Source organism: Tessaracoccus sp. MC1679, assembly GCF_014164775.1.
In the GTDB taxonomy this organism is placed as follows: Bacteria; Actinomycetota; Actinomycetes; order Propionibacteriales; family Propionibacteriaceae; genus Arachnia.
Genome location: NZ_JACJGB010000003.1, coordinates 228,140 through 247,227 on the forward strand (window position 1 = coordinate 228,140; position 19,088 = coordinate 247,227).

Annotated in this window: 17 protein-coding genes; 13 read left to right on the forward strand and 4 right to left on the reverse strand. The window is 68.9% G+C overall.

The features are described from left to right. Positions 1-3 precede the first annotated feature (3 nt). The 4 genes from smc (at position 4) to H5398_RS06395 (ending at position 6,010) form a co-directional block, all read left to right on the forward strand. Positions 4-3,543, forward strand: coding sequence for a chromosome segregation protein SMC (smc, locus tag H5398_RS06380; protein ID WP_182799420.1), 3,540 nt, complete (start codon positions 4-6; stop codon positions 3,541-3,543). Between the two features lie 115 nt (positions 3,544-3,658). Next, complete coding sequence (locus H5398_RS06385; RefSeq protein ID WP_182799421.1) at positions 3,659-3,856, forward strand: hypothetical protein; 198 nt, start codon at positions 3,659-3,661, stop codon at positions 3,854-3,856. A gap of 21 nt (positions 3,857-3,877) precedes the next feature. Beyond that, positions 3,878-5,080, forward strand: a complete 1,203-nt coding sequence (gene ftsY / locus H5398_RS06390) for a signal recognition particle-docking protein FtsY (protein ID WP_370586073.1) — start codon at positions 3,878-3,880, stop codon at positions 5,078-5,080. Positions 5,081-5,164: 84 nt separating this feature from the next. Next, positions 5,165-6,010, forward strand: coding sequence for an ATP-binding cassette domain-containing protein (locus H5398_RS06395; protein ID WP_182799422.1), 846 nt, complete (start codon positions 5,165-5,167; stop codon positions 6,008-6,010). Here the strand turns inward: H5398_RS06395 and H5398_RS06400 are convergent. Beyond that, complete coding sequence (locus H5398_RS06400; RefSeq protein ID WP_182799423.1) at positions 6,003-6,683, reverse strand: response regulator transcription factor; 681 nt, start codon at positions 6,681-6,683, stop codon at positions 6,003-6,005. The two genes, H5398_RS06395 and H5398_RS06400, sit on opposite strands and share 8 nt — an antisense overlap. A 144-nt stretch (positions 6,684-6,827) precedes the next feature. Here H5398_RS06400 and H5398_RS06405 point away from each other — a divergent pair, with 144 nt between their 5' ends. Further along, positions 6,828-7,001, forward strand: coding sequence for a hypothetical protein (locus tag H5398_RS06405; protein WP_182799424.1), 174 nt, complete (start codon positions 6,828-6,830; stop codon positions 6,999-7,001). Between the two features lie 150 nt (positions 7,002-7,151). Next, on the forward strand, positions 7,152-9,377 hold the full coding sequence (locus H5398_RS06410) for a histidine kinase (RefSeq protein ID WP_182799425.1): 2,226 nt from the start codon (positions 7,152-7,154) through the stop codon (positions 9,375-9,377). A gap of 16 nt (positions 9,378-9,393) precedes the next feature. On the opposite strand, the gene H5398_RS06415 is transcribed toward H5398_RS06410, so the two are convergent. Further along, positions 9,394-10,812, reverse strand: a complete 1,419-nt coding sequence (locus H5398_RS06415; RefSeq protein ID WP_182799426.1) for an NAD(P)(+) transhydrogenase (Re/Si-specific) subunit beta — start codon at positions 10,810-10,812, stop codon at positions 9,394-9,396. A 4-nt stretch (positions 10,813-10,816) separates the two neighbouring features. Then, positions 10,817-12,349 carry a Re/Si-specific NAD(P)(+) transhydrogenase subunit alpha gene (locus H5398_RS06420; protein WP_182799427.1) on the reverse strand — a complete coding sequence of 511 codons (1,533 nt, stop codon included), beginning with the start codon at positions 12,347-12,349 and terminating at the stop codon, positions 10,817-10,819. A 160-nt stretch (positions 12,350-12,509) separates the two neighbouring features. Between H5398_RS06420 and ffh the strand changes: the two genes are divergently transcribed. The 3 genes from ffh to H5398_RS06435 are packed head-to-tail and all read left to right on the forward strand — an operon-like array spanning position 12,510 to position 16,374. Then, complete coding sequence (gene ffh / locus H5398_RS06425; RefSeq protein ID WP_182799428.1) at positions 12,510-14,030, forward strand: signal recognition particle protein; 1,521 nt, start codon at positions 12,510-12,512, stop codon at positions 14,028-14,030. 8 nt (positions 14,031-14,038) lie between these two features. Beyond that, the gene (locus H5398_RS06430) at positions 14,039-15,112 is read left to right on the forward strand and encodes an amidohydrolase family protein (protein WP_182799429.1); all 1,074 of its coding nucleotides are present in this window, start codon (positions 14,039-14,041) and stop codon (positions 15,110-15,112) included. A 35-nt stretch (positions 15,113-15,147) separates the two neighbouring features. Continuing rightward, positions 15,148-16,374: a S49 family peptidase gene (locus H5398_RS06435; RefSeq protein ID WP_182799430.1), complete on the forward strand. Its 1,227-nt coding sequence runs from the start codon at positions 15,148-15,150 to the stop codon at positions 16,372-16,374. A gap of 1 nt (position 16,375) precedes the next feature. On the opposite strand, the gene H5398_RS06440 is transcribed toward H5398_RS06435, so the two are convergent. Next, on the reverse strand, positions 16,376-16,720 hold the full coding sequence (locus H5398_RS06440) for a metallopeptidase family protein (protein ID WP_182799431.1): 345 nt from the start codon (positions 16,718-16,720) through the stop codon (positions 16,376-16,378). Between the two features lie 203 nt (positions 16,721-16,923). On the opposite strand from H5398_RS06440, the gene rpsP reads away from it, so the two are divergent. From rpsP to trmD, 4 genes are all read left to right on the forward strand, one after another. After that, entirely contained in the window at positions 16,924-17,388 is a 465-nt protein-coding gene (rpsP, locus tag H5398_RS06445) for a 30S ribosomal protein S16 (RefSeq protein ID WP_182783747.1), read from the forward strand. Between the two features lie 2 nt (positions 17,389-17,390). Beyond that, positions 17,391-17,639 carry an RNA-binding protein gene (locus H5398_RS06450; RefSeq protein ID WP_182783749.1) on the forward strand — a complete coding sequence of 83 codons (249 nt, stop codon included), beginning with the start codon at positions 17,391-17,393 and terminating at the stop codon, positions 17,637-17,639. Positions 17,640-17,737: 98 nt separating this feature from the next. Continuing rightward, entirely contained in the window at positions 17,738-18,250 is a 513-nt protein-coding gene (rimM, locus tag H5398_RS06455; RefSeq protein ID WP_182799559.1) for a ribosome maturation factor RimM, read from the forward strand. After that, positions 18,247-18,954: a tRNA (guanosine(37)-N1)-methyltransferase TrmD gene (trmD, locus tag H5398_RS06460; protein WP_182799432.1), complete on the forward strand. Its 708-nt coding sequence runs from the start codon at positions 18,247-18,249 to the stop codon at positions 18,952-18,954. Before rimM ends, trmD begins: the two co-directional genes overlap by 4 nt. Positions 18,955-19,088: the final 134 nt, after the last annotated feature.

Sequence of the window (19,088 nt, forward strand, 5' to 3'; positions counted from 1 at the left end):
GGCATGTACCTCAAACAGCTGACCCTGCGCGGGTTCAAGTCCTTCGCCTCCGCTACCACGCTGGTCTTCGAACCGGGCATCACGTGCGTCGTCGGGCCCAACGGCTCCGGGAAGTCGAACGTCGTCGACGCCCTCAGCTGGGTGATGGGGGAGCAGGGAGCCAAGACGTTGCGCGGCGGCAAGATGGAGGACGTCATCTTCGCCGGCACCGCCAAGCGTGCCCCGCTGGGGCGGGCCGAGGTCGAGCTCACCATCGACAACTCGGACGGTGCGCTGCCCATCGAGTACGCAGAGGTCACGATCACCCGCACCATGTTTCGCAGCGGGGGCTCGGAGTACGCCATCAACGGGGCCGCGGCCCGGCTACTCGATGTGCAGGAACTGCTGAGTGACTCCGGGATCGGGCGTGAGATGCACGTCATCGTCGGCCAGGGCCAACTCGACGCCATCCTCCAAGCCACCCCGGAATCCCGCCGCGGCTTCATCGAAGAGGCGGCCGGGGTGCTCAAGCACCGCAAGCGCAAGGAGAAGGCGCTGCGGAAACTGGAGGCCACGAAGGCGAACCTCGAGCGGCTGGGCGACCTCGTCGCGGAGCTGCAGCGCCAACTGAAACCCCTGGGCCGGCAGGCCCAGGCGGCGCGGAAGGCGGCGGTCATCCAGGCCGAGCTGAGGGATGCCCAGGCACGCCTCCTCGCCGACGACCTCGCCACCGCCCAGGCCCAGCTGGCCGCCGAGCTCGCAGACGAGGCGGCCGCGGCTGAGGCCAAGGCGCTCGCCGAGGCAGCGGTGAGGCAGGCGCTCGAGGCGGAGGAGGCAGCCGAACGGATCCTGCGGGAGACCGGCACCGCGTTCGATGCAGCCCAGGAGCAGTGGTACGCGCTGGCCGGGTTGCGCGAGCGCGTCACCACAACGGTCTCGATCGCAGCCGAGCGGATGCGGGCGGGGGACAACCAGCCGTCGCTGGACGTCGGAGGCCGAGGCCCGGAGGCGATCGAGGCCGAGGCAGCCGAGTTCAGGACGAGGGAGCTTGGGCTCCGGGCGGAAGTCGAACAGGCGCAGAGTCGCCTGACGGACGCGTCGCTCAGGCGCTCCAGCGCAGAGCAGCGGCACGCCGCGGCGGAGCAGGCCTACGCGGCGGCCCTGAGGGCCATCGCAGACCGTCGTGAAGGACTCGCCCGGCTCACCGGCCGCGTGAACTCCGTCACATCCCGGCTCGAGGCCTCGGACGAGGAGGTCCAACGCCTCTCATCCCGGCGCGACGACGCGCTGGCGCGCGCCGAGGAGTCGGGACGCCGCTACCACGCCACCGAGTCCTCACTCGCCGGGCTGGGCAGCTCGGAGTCGGACCTCGACGAGGGCTACGAACGCGCCGCCGCCCTGGTGGCAGAGGCGGAGGCGGAGTCCGCCACCATGCGGAGTGCGGAGGCGGAGCTCGGTCGGCGCCGCGCCGGGTTGGAGGCTCGCGTCGACGCGCTGCGCCTCATGAGGCTGCGCCGTGACGGGTCGGCGGACCTGATCGAGGCGGGCCACGAGAGCGTGCTGGGGCGGCTGGGTGACCTGCTCACCATCGAGCCGGGGTGGGAGGCGGCCGTCGCCGCCGCGCTCCGAGGGATGGCCGAGTCCGTCGTCGTTCAGGGCCTCCACGGCGCGTTGGACGCCGCCCGATACCTCGCCGACGGCGACCTCGGCCGCGCGCCGCTTGTGGTTGCCGGGGCGCCGCGGCACGACGATGCCCCGTCGGTCGGACGACCGCTGAAGGCGCTGGTGCAGGCCCCCGAGTCCCTCGCGGGGGCCCTCGACCGGCTGCTGGGGCCAACGGTGGCTGTGGAGTCGGCGGACGAGGCAGCGGCCGTCGTCGCCGCGCACGCCCACATTGTCGCGGTGACCCGGTCGGGAGATCTGTTCTCCTCGTGGCTGGTGGAAGGAGGTTCGGCGGCCGCCCCGTCGATCCTCGAGGTGCAGGCCCAGCTCGCCCAGGCGGAGCAGGAGCTCGCCCAGTGCGAGCATGAGGCGCACCGGGCACGATTCGCCGCGGAGGCCGTGGCCGAACGTCTGGACGCCGCACGGCTCGACGAGGCCGCCGCCCTCGCGGAGCTGCACGCCTCGGACGCCCAGCTCGCGGCGGTCGCGGAGCAGCTCAACTCGCACCGTCAGGGGCAGGCGTCGGCCGCACGGGAGGCCGAGCGGCTCACCGAGGCCATCGATGCTGCGCTCGCCGCGAGAACCCGGGACGAGGAGCTTCTGACGGAGCTGTCCGCCCGCCTCGAGGCGGCCACAGCCGAGGGGGAGGACGCCGAACCCGATTCGGCAGACCGGGACGAGCGGGCCGCCGAGGCGCGCCGTGCGCGCCAGGAGGAGATGGACGCACGGCTCACGCTTCGCACCGCTGAGGAACAGGTCAAGGCCATCGCGGGACGGGCGGAGGCCCTCGCCCGGTCGGCCCAGCACGAGCGTCAATCACGGGCCAAGGCCAGGGCGCGGGCCGAGTATCTCCGACGGGAGGCCGAGGTGGCCCGCGTGGTGCATGAGGCCGCGCTCAGGCTGACGGAGTTCGTCGAGGGCGCGCGGCGGAGTGCGTCCACGGCGCGCGACGCAGCCGACGAGGCCCGCCGCCGCGCCGAGTCCGGCACCACTCAGGCCAGGCACGCCGCCAAGGCCGCTGCGGCCCGCCTCGACGAGATCGTCCGTGGGGCCCATCGCGATGAGATGGTCCGGATCGAGCATCGGATGCGCGTCGAGCAGCTGGTGGACAGGGCGCTTGCGGAACTCGGCCTGGAGCCCGGGCAACTGGTGGCCGAGTACGGCCCGGACGAGCTGGTCCCGGTGCTCACCCGCCCGGACGGCACCGCGCTCGCTGAGGACGACGAGCAGCCCCCGCCCATGCCGTACAACCGCGAGCAGCAGGCGGCCAGGCTCCGGGCGGCGGAGAAGAACCTGGCGATTCTGGGAAGGGTCAACCCGCTGGCGCTGGAGGAGTTCGACGCGCTCACCGCCCGCCATCAGTTCTTGGCCGAGCAACTCGATGACCTCAAGCAGACCAGGATCGACCTTCTCGAGATCGTGGGGGAGGTGGACAGACGGGTCCAGGAGGTGTTCGAGACGGCCTACCGCGACGTGGAGCGCAGCTTCGCAGACGTCTTCGGCCGTCTGTTCCCCGGCGGCGAGGGGAAGCTGATCCTCACCGATCCCGGTGACTGGCTCACGACGGGCGTCGATGTCGAGGCCAGGCCCGCGGGCAAGCACGTCAAGCGGCTCTCCCTCCTCTCCGGCGGCGAGCGTTCCCTTGTCGCGGTGGCATTCCTGGTGGCCCTGTTCATCGCCCGCCCCAGCCCGTTCTACATCCTCGACGAGGTGGAGGCGGCCCTCGACGACGCCAACCTCGGCAGGCTGCTGGGTATCTACGAAGAGCTTCGCGCCTCGTCGCAGCTGCTCATCATCACGCACCAGAAGCGCACGATGGAGATCGCGGACTCGCTGTACGGCGTCACCATGCGCGGCGACGGCATCTCCACCGTCGTGTCGCAGCGCCTCCACGAACGTTGAGGCGCACAATGGGCTCGTCGTCCGCAACGGCGACTCGCCGACGATTTCCCGGCACGTCCGGGGGTCGGCACTATGGAGGTCCTTCCCCCAAGTCCTCCGAGAGGAGCCCCGAAGCATGAGTGTCGCGGTTATCGCAGTCCTGTTCGCCCTGGTCCTGGCCGTTGGCCTCCTGGTGGTGGTCGCCGTCTCGGCCGGGCACCTCGAGGTGAAAGAGCCCAAGCTCGGGCGGGTGATCGACGAGGCCAACCGTCACCTCAACGGCACGGGCGAGGTGCCGAAGTTCCTCGAGAGGCTGGATAACAGGGTCGGCTGACCGCCTCGCTAGGATGACCCCGTGGATTGGTTCTTCTGGGTCATCATCGCGATCGTCGGCTTGGCGGTCCTCATCGGCGGCATCGTCGTCACGCTGGACAGGCGCCGGCAGCTCGAACACCAGCAACGCCCCGAGCTGGCCGAGCCGGACCGCGAACCGGATGTGGTTCTGGCGCCGGAGGTTGAGCCGGCAGCTCCGGAGCAGGTGGCTGTCGAACCGGTGGCCGTGGAGCCCGCCGTTGTTGTGCCGGAGTCGCCGGTCGTCGAGGTGTCCCGTGCGCCGTCCCTGGAACGACCCGAGGCCCCCGCATCCCGTTGGGCCCGTCTCCGTCGTCGGTTGTCGAGCAGCAACAATGCGTTGGCCCGCGCGCTGGCCGATCTTCTCTCCGTGGACCGGCTCGACGCGGACACGTGGGATGACTTCGAGACCACGCTCATCACCTCGGATCTCGGGGTGGGCCCGGCCACCGAGCTCACCGAGGCGCTGCGTCGCCGGCTGGCGGTGGACGGCGTTGCTGATCCGGCTTTGGCTGAACAGGTGCTGCACGACGAGCTCCTCAAGCTCGTCGACCCCTCGTTGGACCGTAGCCTCAACCTCACCCCCGGCAAGCCCGGAGACCCGGCCGTCGTGCTCGTGGTGGGTGTGAACGGGACTGGCAAGACCACCACCGTCGGCAAGTTGGCCCGTGTGCTGGTAGCCGAGGGGCGCACCGTCGTCCTCGGGGCGGCCGACACGTTCCGCGCCGCCGCCGCGGAGCAGCTGGCCACCTGGGGCGAGCGGGTGGGCGTGGAGACGCTGCGCGGTGACGAGGGAGCGGACCCGGCCTCGGTGGCGTTCGACGCCGTGGCCGCAGGCGTCGAGCGAGGCGTGGACGTGGTGATCGTGGACACCGCCGGCCGCCTGCACACCAAGACGGGGCTGATGGACGAGCTCGGCAAGGTGAAGCGCGTCATCGAGAAGAAGGCGGCCGTCACCGAGGTGTTGCTCGTCCTCGATGCCACCACCGGCCAGAACGGCATGACCCAGGCCCGCATCTTCGCCGAAGTGGTCGACGTCACCGGCATCGTCCTGACGAAGCTCGACGGGTCCGCCAAGGGCGGAATTGTGGTTCAGGTCCAACGGGAACTCGGTGTGCCGGTGAAGTTGGTCGGCCTGGGTGAGGGAGTCGACGACCTGGCGCCGTTCGAGCCGGAGGGATTCGTCCAAGGAATCCTCGGGCGCTAACTTTTGTCCACATTTCCGGGGCGACACGAGCCGACCTAACGTTGGTCAATAGCCCAGACATCTGGGATCGGCAACGATCATCACATGATCGAAGCGAGCCACCTGACGAAGACCTTTGGTCGCAGGACCGTGGTCGACGATCTCAGCTTCAGGGTTGATCCCGGAGTGGTCACTGGTCTGCTCGGCCCTGACGGCGCGGGCAAGACCACCACCCTGCGAATGATCCTGGGCCTGGAGCGCCCCACATCCGGATCTGCACTGATCAACGGGCGCCCCTACTCGCAGCTGGAGCGCCCAGACAACTCAGTGGTCGCCATGCTCGGCGGTAAGTGGCTGAGCCACGGATGGATCGGAAGATTCCGTCGTCGGCAGGCAGACGGCCCGGTCCCCGCCGGCCTGAGGAGGAGGGCCGGCATGGCTGAGGCTGCGCTCGCTGATCCGGATCATTACCTGTTCGACGAGCCGTTCGCAGGCTTGGGACAGGAGGATGCCCGCTGGATGAGGCAGTCGCTCAGGCGGCTCGCCGCGCAAGGGAAGGCAGTACTCGTGACCGGCCACTCGCTGGCCGAGATGGCCCAGGTGGCCGACAACTTGCTCGTGCTGGGCAACGGGCGGCTGATGGCCGCCACGTCGGTGGACGAGTTCATCATCAGCAGTGGTGGCCCGGCGGTTCGGGTCCGGGCGCAGCGCCAGGCCGAGCTGTACGACCTCCTTCTTGGCATGGGTGCGCGGGTGACACCCCGCATCTCAGATCAGGGCGTCTTGCTGCTCGTTCACGGGCTACCGATCGCCCGGGTCGCAGAGGCTGCGGTCAACTTCGGCATCCTGGAGTTGGTCGAAGAAGATGCCACGCTGGAGCGCGCACTCCTGGAGAGGTCCGGGATGAATGTGCCCACCGTCGGCACTCTCGCCAGGGGTGGGATCACCTGACCGAGGGCGGGTCCAACTCCGCGAGGTCCACCACGCCGAGCTGGATGGCCCGCACCAGGATCTGGGTGCGGGACTTGAGCCCCATCTTGTCGCCGATGTGAGACAGATACTGCTTGATCGTTCCCTCTGAGACGAACATCTTCGTCCCGATCTGCTGGTTCGTCAGTCCTTGGGCGAGCCATCGGAGGAGTTCTCTCTCACGGGGGGCCAGCCCCGGGTCGGCTGGGACGGAGGGCGCCTCCGGCGCGTCCTTCACGTTGGAGACGAGTTCCTTGCGCACGGCGGCGGAGAGAGGCATGTCTCCGTCGATGGCCTGATCGATGCCGGTCAGGAGGGCTGGCCCGCCGGCGTCCTTGAGGAGGTAGCCGGAGGCACCGGCCCGCAGCGCGGCCACGATGTACTCCCGCGTCCCGAACGTGGTCAGCGCGACGATGCAGGCCTTGGGCCATTCGCGGCAGATGTCGCGGGTGGCCTCCACCCCGGACTTCTCGGGCATCTGCAGATCCATCAGGACGACGGAGGGGCGGAGGCGCCGGTAGGCCGTCACGGCCTCTTTGCCATCGCGCGCCTCACCCACCACCTCGTAGTCGCTGTGGCGTGAGAAGAAGGTCCGGTAGGCCTCGCGGACCATAGGGTCGTCATCCACCACCAGGATGCGGCGCACAATGTTCATTGCCTTACCCTAACGGGGTGTGGCCGCTCCATTCCCCTCGGGGACGGCCGATAGTGAACTCTGGCCATTAGTCAGTGTTGGAATTGGCGAGAGGACGGTTGACTATGGGGGAACATGACGTTCTTCAGCGCAAAGGACATTCCCATGAAGCTCCGCCCACTCATCGCCGGTCTGATCCTGACCGTCGCGATCGCCCCCACCGCCATGGCCGCCCCCAAACCAGCTCCGGCGCCTCAGCCCGTGGCAGGATCCAGCAGCACGGTCAGCCCGCAGTTCTTCTGCCAGATCTTCCCGAACTGGGCCATCTGCCGCCACTGAACCGCCCCATTGATGTCGCGCTGATCCCCGCAGCCAGCCTGCCGGTACGATCGAGCGCATCCCGAGTCTGATGGAGCGGTCTGCCACGTGAGTCGTTCCACCGACCCCCCTGGGGGGGTCCTCAATGTCGCCAGATACATAGTGGCCGCGATGGTGTTGTACGGGTCGTTCAGCACCCTCCTGGCCTGGCAGAGACTGGGCTGGCACAGCGCTGTCTCTACGATTGCGCAGATCGCGGAGGGCCTCGCGTGCGTCCTGGTGCTGTGGCGCCCGCGCGCCGGGCTGGTGGTCGCGATGGTGCCGATGGGTCTGACGCTGTGGTTCGGCACGATGGACGCCGACATCCTAGTCCACCTTCTGGTTCCCGCTGCCTTCGCGGTGTTTGCACGTCCGCGCTCGGTAACCGCCGTGGTCACGCTCTTTCTCGGCTACGCGGCAGCCCGGAGCCTCCAGGCGGGAGGGTGGGAGGTGGCCACCGCCTACCTCACCCTCCTGATCCCCAGCCTCACGGCTGGGCTGATCCTTCGGGCCATGTTGATCGCCAGGCGCCGTGGGCAGGGCCGCGTGCAGGTGATGGGGGAGGACGCCAGGCGGATCCGTGGCGAAGAGCGGGCCCGGCTCGCGGCCGAGCTGCGGACCCTGGTGTCGGCACGGCTGGCGGACAGCAGCGGCATCCTCGCCGCGGCATCGCGACTCACTGATCCCGACCAGATGCGCACGGCCATCGCCCGGGTGAACGCGGCCTGCCTGGGGGCGTTGGTGGAGGTTCGTGCACTCGTAGGGATGTTGCGGGAGGATCCGACCACAGACGGTCACGACGAGGCGATCGCCCGTCCCGCCGTCACCACCGCGGTGTCCCGGCTCCGCGAGCGGCTGGAGGCGCGCGGCGTCCGCGTCATCATCGAGGTACCCGCGGAGGCGGACCTGGCCACTCGAGTCACCCAGTCCACCGTGATCAGGGTGATGGACGAGATCGCGGACGACGTCGTCGCGGGCGGCGTCGCCGGCGCGGAGGTGACGGTGAAGGTTGAGCGACGACGAGGTTGGATGAGTCTCGAGGCCCTGTACCCGGATGCCCCCGGCTCCCTGGGAGGCCATGAGGGTCGGATGGACCGGCTCCGCCAACGGGCCGAGACGCTGGGCGGGAGCCTGAGGAATGAGGCGCAGGGTGGTGTGCGGCACCTCCACCTCGAACTCCCCCCAGCCGTCGATCCCCCCGCGGGGAGGGGGGGCGACGTGGCGTTGACAGTGTGGCGGCGTCTGGTGACCGCGGCGGCCGCGCGTGGTCTCCTCACGATGGCGTTGACCATCGGCGGCTTGAGGGCGGGTGCGGGACTCGCCGAGGCCTTCGCTGCCGGAGAGGTCAGGTGGGACGCCCTCTGGGAGGTGGCCGGCTTCATCGCCGCCGGCCTGATGCTGTGGTGGCCCGTCGTGGGCGCGCTGCCCGCCGCGGCCGCCACGGTCGGTTTGCTCTACACCGCGCACTCCGACGATCTGGCCCTTGCCGCCATTCTCCTGGTGGCCTGCTGGCACGCTGCCCACGTGACTCACCGTCGGGCGGCCATCGCGCTGGGATTGGTGGCCTCGGGAGCGTTGGTCATCGCGACGGTGGCCGACGTGGGGGCTATGCGCGAGCGGGCCATCGTCGCTGCCGTCATTCTTCTCGTGCTACCGACCCTCATCGCCACGCGCCACTTCCTGATCACGCGACGCACCCAGATCGAGGAGATGGCGGGGCTACGACGCACCACGGAGGGCATCCGCAACGAGGAGCGAAACCTGCTCGCGCGCGAGCTGCACGACGTGGTGGCGCACCACCTCTCGGTGGCCACGCTGCAGTCCATGGCCTACGGCGAGAGCGACAACCCCGATGAACTCCGCACTGCACTGACGCGGATGGAGCGGTCGACGAAGGGGGCGGAGGAGGAGATGGAGCTGCTGAGCAGCATCATGGCCGAGGCCGGGGGAGAAGAGACCGGCATCGCCCTGGTGCGCCCCACCACGGTGGTCGGCTTCCTAGCCGAGACCCTGCGGGACAACGGATTCCGAGTCTCCGTCTCTGTGGATCCGCTCTCGGATGAGCTGCCCGCACCAACCCTGCGTACCCTGACCCGCGTCATGCAGGAGTGCGTGACCAACATCCTGCGCTACGGTCGCCGCGACGGGGCGTGCACCCTGACGCTCGACGTCGGCACCCACGAGGTGACGCTGCGGATCGCGAACGCGCTACCGGCCCGGCGTCGGAGCTCACCGCTCTCGCTGGGCTATGGCCTGGCGGGGATCCGCGAGCGGGTCGACCTGCTGGGAGGCCGGTTCGCCGTCACCGCAGATGCGGGCACCTGGGTGGTCGAGGTCGCGCTCCCGCGGGACGGTTGATCCTCGGCGGACCGGGTCAGACCGCGGCCCCGACCGCGGCAACCAGAGCGTCGGCGCTTCCCTTCGCATCCCCGAACAGCATCGCCGTGTTCTCGTTGAAGAACAACGGATTCTCCACGCCGGAGTAGCCGGCTCCCATGGAGCGCTTGAACACCACCACCTGCCGCGCCTCCCACACGTGCAGGACCGGCATGCCGGAGATGGGCAGCCCGGGCTCCATGGCTGCCGGGTTGACCGTGTCGTTGGCGCCGATGACCAGTACCACGTCCGTGCGCGGGAAGTCGTCGTTGATCTCGTCCATTTCAAGGACGATGTCGTAGGGAACCCTGGCCTCGGCGAGGAGCACGTTCATGTGGCCGGGCAGGCGCCCAGCAACGGGATGGATCGCGAAGCGCACTGTCTTGCCCTGCGCGATCAGCCGCCGCGTCAGCTCGGCGACAGGGTGCTGGGCCTGCGCGACCGCCATGCCGTAGCCAGGCGCGATGACCACGGAGTCAGCGTCGCGGAGCCACCCGGCCACCTCCTCCGCGTCGGCGCTGATGGCTTGACGTGGGTTGCCGTCGGCGTCCAGGAGCGCCACCTGCGTGCCGGTGGAGTCCGCGGTGCCGAAGCCGCCCAGCAGGACGTTGGCGATCGAGCGGTTCATGCCGCGAGCCATGACGATCGAGAGGATGATGCCCGACATGCCGACGATGGTCCCCGCGACCACCAGTAGATCCGATCCGATCGCAAATCCTGAGAGAGCGCCGGCCCAACCCGAGAAGGAGTTGAGGAAGCTGACCACGACGGGCATGTCCGCACCGCCGATGGCCATCACCATGATGATCCCGACCACATAGCCAAGCACGTGGGTGATGATCAGCGCCCAGAGATTGGGGCTGGCCAGGTGCCATCCCAGCGATCCGAGGAGACCTACTCCCAGGATGGCCATGACCACGCCGCGGGCAGGCACCGTCAGCGGTTTGGAGGTGATCCTCCCGCCGAGCTTCCCGAAGGCGACCACCGACCCGGAGAAGGTGAGCGAGCCGACGAAGACCGCGAGCCAGACCTCAACGCCGTGGACGATCTGGTCCGTGAGGACGGGATAGTTGTCCACACCGAGGGAGGCGTTGATGCCGACCAGGGCGGAGGCCTGCCCACCGAATGCGTTGAACAGCGCGACCAGGCCCGGCAGCCCCGTCATGGCCACGCGCGCCGAGTACATGAGCCCGACGGCGAAGGCGATGACGAGCCCCACGGCAAGCAGGATGAAGCCGGTGGTGTCCCACCGCTGGGCGAATGTGTGGATGATCGTGGCCACCACCGCGAGGGTCATGCCGACCATGCCGTAGACATTGCCGCTGCGCGCGGTCTCCTGCTTGCCCAGCCCGACGATCCCCAGGATGAACAGGAGGGCGGCGGCGATGTAGCTTCCGAAGACGATGTTGGACAGCATTTGGTCAGCTCCTCTGGAACATGGCGAGCATGCGGTGGGTGATGGAGAACCCGCCGACACAGTTGATCCCGGCCAGGATGATGGCGACGAAGGCGAGGAGTTGGACGTGCAGCAGGTCCGAGGTCAGCTGTGTGATCGCGCCGACGATCGTGATGCCTGAAATTGCGTTGGACACGCTCATCAGTGGCGTGTAGAGCGCCGGCTGTACACCCCAGATCACGTAGTAGCCCACCACGCAGGCGAGGCCGAACACCAGAATGCTGGACAGGAATCCGCCCGGGAGAATCAGTGTCAGAAGCAGCCACACCCCCACCGCGAGCAGCACGCCGCGGAAGCGGGACCACTGGTCCGGTGGTGGGGGCGGAGCGGCGGGCGCAGCCGGGACCACCGCGCCGGCGGCCTTGACCGGTGCCACCGACACTTCGATCGGCGGGGGCGGGAACGTGACCTCCCCGTCGCGCGTCACCGTCATCTGGCGGTGGACCTCATCGTCGAAGTCCAGCTGGGCGACGCCGTCCTTGCCAGGGGTGAGCAGTTTCATGAGATTGACGACATTGGTGCCGTAGAGCTGCGAGGCCTGCCCCGGGAGCCGGCTCGCGAGGTCTGTGTACCCCACGATGTGGACCCCGCCGTCGGTCACGTAGGACTCACCCGGCCGGGTCAGCTCGCAGTTTCCGCCGCCGCTGGCGGCCAGATCCACGATCACGCTTCCGGGGCGCATCGAGGCGACCATCTCCGCGGTGATCAGCTTGGGTGAGGGTCGCCCCGGGATGGCCGCGGTGGTGATGATGACGTCGACGTCCCGCGCCTGCGTCGCGTACAGCTCCGCGGCGCGCGCGGCGTAGTCGGCAGTGGTGGCCTTCGCGTATCCGTCGGATGAGATGCCTTGATCTGTCGCCGCGACGGCCAGGAATCTGCCCCCCATGGACTCCACCTGCTCGGCGGTCTCCGGCCGCACATCGGTGGCGGTCACCTCGGCGCCGAGGTTACCTGCGGTCCCGATGGCCGCCAGGCCCGCGACACCGGTACCGATGACGAACACCTTCGCCGGAGAGACCTTGCCTGCGGCGGTGACCTGTCCGGCGAAGAAGCGGCCGAACTCGTGACCGGCCTCGATGACTGCGCGGTAGCCGGCGATGTTGGCCATCGAGCTGAGCGCGTCGAGCGACTGCGCGCGGGAGATGCGCGGCACCATGTCCATCGACAGGGCGGTCACGCCCCGGGCAGCCAGTGCCTCCACCAGGTCTGTGCCGGTTCGCGGATGCAGGAAGCCGATCAGCAGCTGGCCGGGGTGGAGCCGCTCCAACTGGGCAGCCGTCGGCTCGCCGACCATGGCGACAATGTCCGAGGACCAGGCTGTCTCCGGGCCGACGACGGCCGCACCGGCCTCCTCGTAGGCGCTGTCCGGCAGCGCGGCCAGCATGCCGGCCCCGGTCTCCACGGCCACGTCGTAGCCGAGCTTCAGCAGAGCCGACACCGTGACCGGTGTCGCGGCCACCCGCGTCCCTGGGGACTCATTGGGAATGCCGATCCTCATGCGTGGGGTCCTTTCGCCGGTGCCGGTGCGATCCTCAAGGGAGCCTAACGGTCCGGCGCCAGGAAGTCCCGGCTGGGGGTGCCTGGGGCGCCGGGCGCGCTGAACCTGGCCGCCTCGCCTATCCTGGTGCGGTTCACACATCTTCGAAGGGCTCAGATCAGTGTTCGACACTCTGCAGGACCGGCTGTCGTCGGTATTCAAGGGGTTGCGCTCCAAGGGGCGGCTCACCGAGGCCGACATCGACGCCACGATGCGCGAGATCCGCATCGCGTTGCTCGAGGCAGACGTCAACCTGGGGGTCGTCAAGGAGTTCGTCGCGGCGGTCAAGACGCGCTCCCTCGAGGCCGAGCTGTCCAAGGCGCTGAACCCTTCTCAGCAGATCATCAAGTTCGTCAACGAGGAGCTCGTCAGCATCCTCGGGGGCGAGGCGCGGGCACTCAGGTTCGCCAAGCGCCCGCCCACGGTGATCATGCTGGCCGGCCTCCAGGGAGCAGGCAAGACAACCCTGGCCGGCAAGCTGGCCAAGTGGTTGAAGTCTGAGCAGCACACACCGCTGCTCGTGGCGGCGGATCTTCAGCGGCCCAACGCGGTCAACCAGCTCCAGATCGTGGGTCAGCGCGCCGGGGTCCACGTGTTCGCGCCGGAGCCCGGCAACGGCGTGGGGGACCCCGTCGACGTGGCCCGGCGTGCCATTGTCCATGCAGAGGCGAAGCTCTACGACGTGGTGATCGTCGACACCGCCGGCCGGCTCGGCATCGACCAGGAGCTGATGCGTCAGGCGGCCGACATCAAGGCCGCGGTCAACCCGGACGAGACGCTGTTCGTGGTCGACGCCATGATCGGCCAGGACGCCGTCAACACCGCCAAGGCCTTCGACGAGGGCGTGGGCGTGGATGGCGTGGTCCTCACCAAGCTCGACGGCGATGCCCGCGGTGGCGCCGCCCTGTCCATCGCGCGGGTGCTCGGCAAGCCGGTCATGTTCGCCTCCAGCGGCGAGGGCCTGGCGGACTTCGACAGGTTCCATCCGGACCGGATGGCCTCTCGGATCCTCGGCATGGGCGACGTCCTCACCCTGATCGAACAGGCGGAGAAGACCTTCGACGCCGAGGAATCGCGCGCCGCGGCCGAGAAGTTGATGGGCAGGAACAAGTTCGGCCTGCAGGACTTCCTGGGGCAGATGCAGCAGCTGCGCAAGATGGGCCCCATGTCGAAGATCCTCGGCATGCTGCCCGGCGCAGGTCAGTTCAAGGAGGCCATCAACGACATCGACGAGAAGGAGATCGACCGCATCGAGGCGATCATCTACTCGATGACGCCGAAGGAGCGCGACGACGTCTCCATCCTCAACGGTTCGCGCCGCTCCCGCATCGCCAAAGGTGCGGGGGTCCAGGTATCCGAGGTCAACAAGCTGGTCAACCGCTTCGTCGAGGCCCGCAAGATGATGGAGGCCATGGCCGGCGGCGGCATGCCAGGGATGGGAGGCATGCCGGGGGCGCCCGCCATCGGGGGCGGACGCCGGGCCCAGCAGAAGAAGCAGCAGCAGAGGAAGCAGCAGCGCAAGGGCCCCAAGGGCGTGCGCCAACAACCCGCGCAGCAGCCGCAGATCCCGCAGTCCCTCGACGACTTCCAGTTGCCGCCGGACCTGCAGAAGATGTTCAACGAGAACAAGCCGAAGTTCTAGGAGTCACCATGGGGGCAGCGCTCCATCTCACAGGGACCTTCCTCCCCGATGAAGAACCGCGGGAGGCGTGGATCGCCGACGGCGTGATCTCGCACGAACCGGTCTCGGGGGCAGACACCGTCGCCACGGACGCCTGGGTGATCCCCGGGCTGGTCGACGCCCACTGCCACATCGGGCTGGGACCCCAGGGTGCCGTCAGCGCGGAGACGGCGCGGGGCCAGGCGGAGACGGACCTGGCGGCGGGCACCATGCTCATCCGCGACGCCGGCTCTCCGTCGAACACTCGGTGGATGCAGCAGGCCCCCGAACTGCCGCGGCTGATCCGTTCTGGGCGACACGTGGCGAGGCCGCTGCGCTACATCCGCTATCTCGGCGTCGAGGTCGAGCCGGAGCAGCTCGTCGAGCAGGTCCGCCATGAGGCGCGAGACGGCGACGGGTGGGTCAAGCTGGTGGGGGACTGGATCGAGCGCTCCGTCGGCGACCTGGCCCCCCTGTGGCCGGCCGATGTCGCGGCCGCGGCGATCGCGGCCGCGCACGAGGAGGGCGCGCGCGTCACCGCACACTGCTTCGGCGAGCAGTCGGTCCACGAGCTGGTCGAGGCTGGCATCGACTGCATCGAGCACGGGACCGGGCTCTCCGATGAGGGGATCGCGCAGATGGCGGAGCGGGGCACGGCGCTGGTGCCAACGATGATCAACCTGGACAATTTCCCGCGATACGCCACCCCCGCCCGCGAGAAGTTCCCCAGCTACTACACGCACATGATGGACCTCTATGCCCGGCGCAAGCAGACCATCGGTGCGGCCATCGAGGCAGGTGTCTCGGTGTTCGCCGGAACCGACGCGGGCACCGTCGTCGAGCACGGCCGGATCCGCGACGAGGTGGAGGCGCTGGCCGAGCTCGGCGGCACCGAATTCGCGCTCGGTGCCGCCAGCTGGCGCGCCAGGGCATGGCTGGGTGCCGACACCCTCACGCCGGGGGCAAGCGCCGATCTCATCGTGCTCGACGCCGATCCACGGGAGGACCTCACCACCCTCCGTCGTCCTCTCGCGCTGATCCTGCGGGGCAGGATGGTCGGCTGACTGGGTAGTCTGGCGGCTGACCGAAGGAGGCCCAAGTGTCCGACCCCAGCCAGTCGTTCCCGCCGCCCAGCGTGGAGCAGCGCTCAGCCGATCTGCCTCAGCCCGCATCGCCCCCCAAGCCGCCAGAGCCGCAGCCGCCGCGGCAGCCGGCCGGTCCGCAATTTGCGCCCGCGCCGAAGCAGCCGAGCGGGTTCGGGCGCGGGTTCGGCATCGGAGCCGGCATCGGACTGGGCCTCGGGGCGGCGTCCCTGCTCATGGCCGTGGTGCTCGGCGCCATGACGATCATCGGCTCCCTCACCCTCGTGTCGACCGCCAGCGGCGTCGCCACCACCCAGCTGGCCACCATCTGGGGCGACGGGAGCCAGAGCCTCCGCGCCATCCCGGTATCGGGGCCCATCATGGCCGACGCGTCGGATGGTGCCCTGCTCAGCGCGGGATCGTACGGCTACGAGATCGCTTCCCAGCTCGATGAGCTGACGGTCGACGACGCAGCCGGCGTGGTGCTGCTCGTCAACACCCCGGGAGGGAGTATCGCGGGCTCGCGCGCCGTCAGTGACGCGGTGGTGAGATACCAGGAGCGCACCGGGCAGAAGGTCCTGGTCCATGTGAGTTCCATCTCGGCCTCGGGCGGGGTCTACGCGACGGCGCCAGCCGACGAGATCATCGTCGATCACGGTGCGCTGGTGGGCTCCATCGGGGTCATCTTCGGCCCGTTCGACCAGTACACGGACGTGATCGCCACCAGCGGGACCCTGTTCGAGTCCGGTGTGACCACCACTGGAGGCATCACCAGTGAATACCTGTCGCAGGGGGAGGGCAAGGACTTCGGCAACCCCTTCCGTCCGATGACCGACGAGGAGCGCGCCATCTACACGGCGGGCCTCGCCACCGAGTATGACGCCTTCGTGGCGCACGTCGCGCAGCACCGTGACATCACCGAGTCCGCGATCCGCGATCAGATCGGGGCGCACCTCTATGATTCGGAGCGCGCGCAGGAGTACGGGCTGATCGACGGCGTGTTGGGACGCGACGAGTTCTTCAGGCATGCCGCGGAGGCCGCGGGGCTGGATCCGGAGGACACCCGAGTCGAGGCCGTCCGGCAACCGAGCTCGTGGGAGGTGTTCCTCGGGGTGGAGCGACCGTTCGGGGCTGCGCCGGCGGTGCTGACCGGGGAGGGCATCGTGCCCGCGCTCAGCCCCGCTCTCTGTCGTCCCTCCCAGCCGTTGGCGCTTGCGGGAAGCCTCGAGGTCTACTGCGGCTAGGTCAGCCCCAGCCCAGTGAGTGCAGGGCCTCTTCGTCGATGCCGTGATAGTGGCCCAGCTCGTGCACCAGGGTGATCCAAACTTCGTCGTAGAGTTCGTCGGCTGTGCGGCACATCCGGCTCAAGGGTCCGCGGAAGAGGACGATCCGGTCCGGCAGCTGCCCGTAGCCGTACTGGTCGCGCTCAGTCAGCGCGGTTCCCTCGTACCAGCCCAGCGAGTCGGAGCCGTCCTCCGGTTCGTCCTCGACTACGAAGATGAGATTGTCCAGGCCGGTGACCAGCTGCTCGGGGAGGGCGTCAAGGGCCTCCTCGACAACCGCGTCGAAGTCGGATTCGGAGATGTCCACGGCTCCGATGCTACGTGCCGGCTGCGCCGAGGATTGGTCGTCGCGCGCTGATCTGGCACAATGTCGGGTGCACCTCTTTGCCCGGGCCCTCTCATCCGAGCGTTGAGGCCCCTAGGTTTGTCCGCGTCGTGCCCCACACGTCGAGGGCGTCCATCCACATCGTCTGCTGGCAGACGCTTTCATCAACAGGAGAACCCACACCCGTGGCCACCAAGATTCGCCTTAAGCGGCTCGGCAAGATTCGCTCGCCCCACTACCGCATCATCGTCATCGACTCGCGCGCCAAGCGTGAGGGTAAGGCCATCGAGGAGATCGGCCTGTACCACCCGAAGAATGATCCGTCCGTGATCCGCGTCGACTCCGAGCGTGCCCAGTACTGGCTCTCTGTCGGCGCCCAGCCCACGGAAGCCGTCGTCGCGCTGTTCAAGCGCACCGGAGACTGGCAGCAGTTCTCCGGCGATAAGTCCCCGTCCGGTGTCGATCCCCAGCCTGAGCGGCGGGACCGTGAGGCCGAGTTCGCCAAGGCCCTGGCCGAGGACAGCGGCGCCACCTCACCCGCCATCTCCAAGGCGAAGAAGAAGGCCGACGAGGCCGCTGCGAAGGCCGCGTCCGCCGAGGCTGAGGCCGCTCCGGCCGCCGAGGCCGAGGCTCCTGCCGAAGAGGCGTGAGCGTGCTCGCCGAGGCACTTGAACACCTCGTCGCGGGGATCGTCTCGCATCCTGACGAGGTGAGTGTCAAGGACAAGGACCTGCGCCGCGGACGCCTTCTGGAGGTGCGGGTGCACCCTGAGGACGTCGGCAAGGTGATCGGCCGCCAGGGTCGCACCGCGCAGTCCCTGCGCACCGTGGTCGCGGCGCTCGCCGGCAAGGAGAGCGTCCGCGTGGACTTTGTGGACGTGGACCGACCCCGTCGGCCCTGACCATCATGTGAATCGATGCCCCGGCACCCCCCACGGGTCCGGGGCATCTTCATCCCCGCACGAGGCGGGCTGAGTGAAGGAGAACCCCCGTGCAGGACATGGTGGAGGTGACCGTCGGCAGGATCGGCCGTGCGCACGGCCTGGGCGGCGAGGTGTTCATCGACCTGCGGACCGACGAGCCCGTTCGACGTTTCAAGGCCGGCGCCACACTGCTCCTCGGGGACACGGGGCGCAGCGTTGAGATCGCCACGGTGCGGTGGAACCGGGGACGGTTGATGCTGACCTTCGCCGGGTACCCGGACCGGACGGCCGTCGAGGCGCTCACTGGGCAGGTGCTGGCCACGCGGGTTCCTGCCGAGGAGCGCCCCAGCGAGCCCGAGGAGTTCTTCGACCGACACCTGGTGGGGCTCAGAGTCCTGGACCACACCGGCAGCCAGGTGGGCAGCGTCACCGATGTGCTGCATCTCCCCGCGCAGGATGTGCTGGAGGTCGCCGTCGACGGCGGGGAGCGGCTGATCCCGTTCGTCGCCGCACTGGTGCCCGAGGTGGACCTCGCCGCCGGTCACGTGCGGCTCGCGGAGGTCGGCGGCCTCCTCGAGGACATCGAATGAGGCTCGACGTCGTCACGATCTTCCCGGAGTACTTCGCGCCTCTCCGCCTGAGTCTCGTGGGCAAGGCCATCAGCTCAGGTCTGGTCGATCTGGCGGTCCACGACCTCCGCCAGTGGACACATGACCGTCATCACACCACCGACGACACCCCCTACGGCGGGGGTGCGGGCATGGTGATGAAGCCCGAGCCGTGGGGGGAGGCGTTCGACGCCCTTGAGGTGGCGTCGCCGCTGCCGATGACGGTGGTGGTGCCCACGCCCGCCGGCACCCCGTTCACGCAGGCCACCGCCTACGAGCTGGCGTCACGGGAGAGACTCGTCTTCGCGTGCGGTCGCTATGAGGGCATCGACCAGCGGGTGATCGACCACTGCGCGGAGCGCTACGACGTGGTGGAGGTCTCGCTCGGCGACTACGTCCTCAACGGCGGAGAGGTGGCCACCCTGGCCATCGTCGAGGCCGTCGTGCGTCTGCTGCCCGGCGTCCTGGGCAACCCCGCCTCGCTGGTGGAGGAGTCACACTCGGATGGCCATCAGCGCCTGCTGGAGTATCCCAACTACACCAAGCCGCCCGTCTGGCGGGATCGTGCGGTCCCGGCGGTGTTGCTGAGCGGCCATCACGGCCTCATCGAGGAGTGGCGACGTGAGCAGGCGGTCCGGCGGACGATCGAGCGCCGTCCGGACCTGCTCGCTGACGACATTTCGTGAGCGAATCGGCACGTAAATGGCCTAGCTAATCGCGCCTTCGGTAACCGAACCCCGATGCCCGCAGGCTTGCTGGTTTGGCTACAGTGGGGTCCGTGGCAACAACACTCACCATTCATCAACGGGCGTTGCGAAGC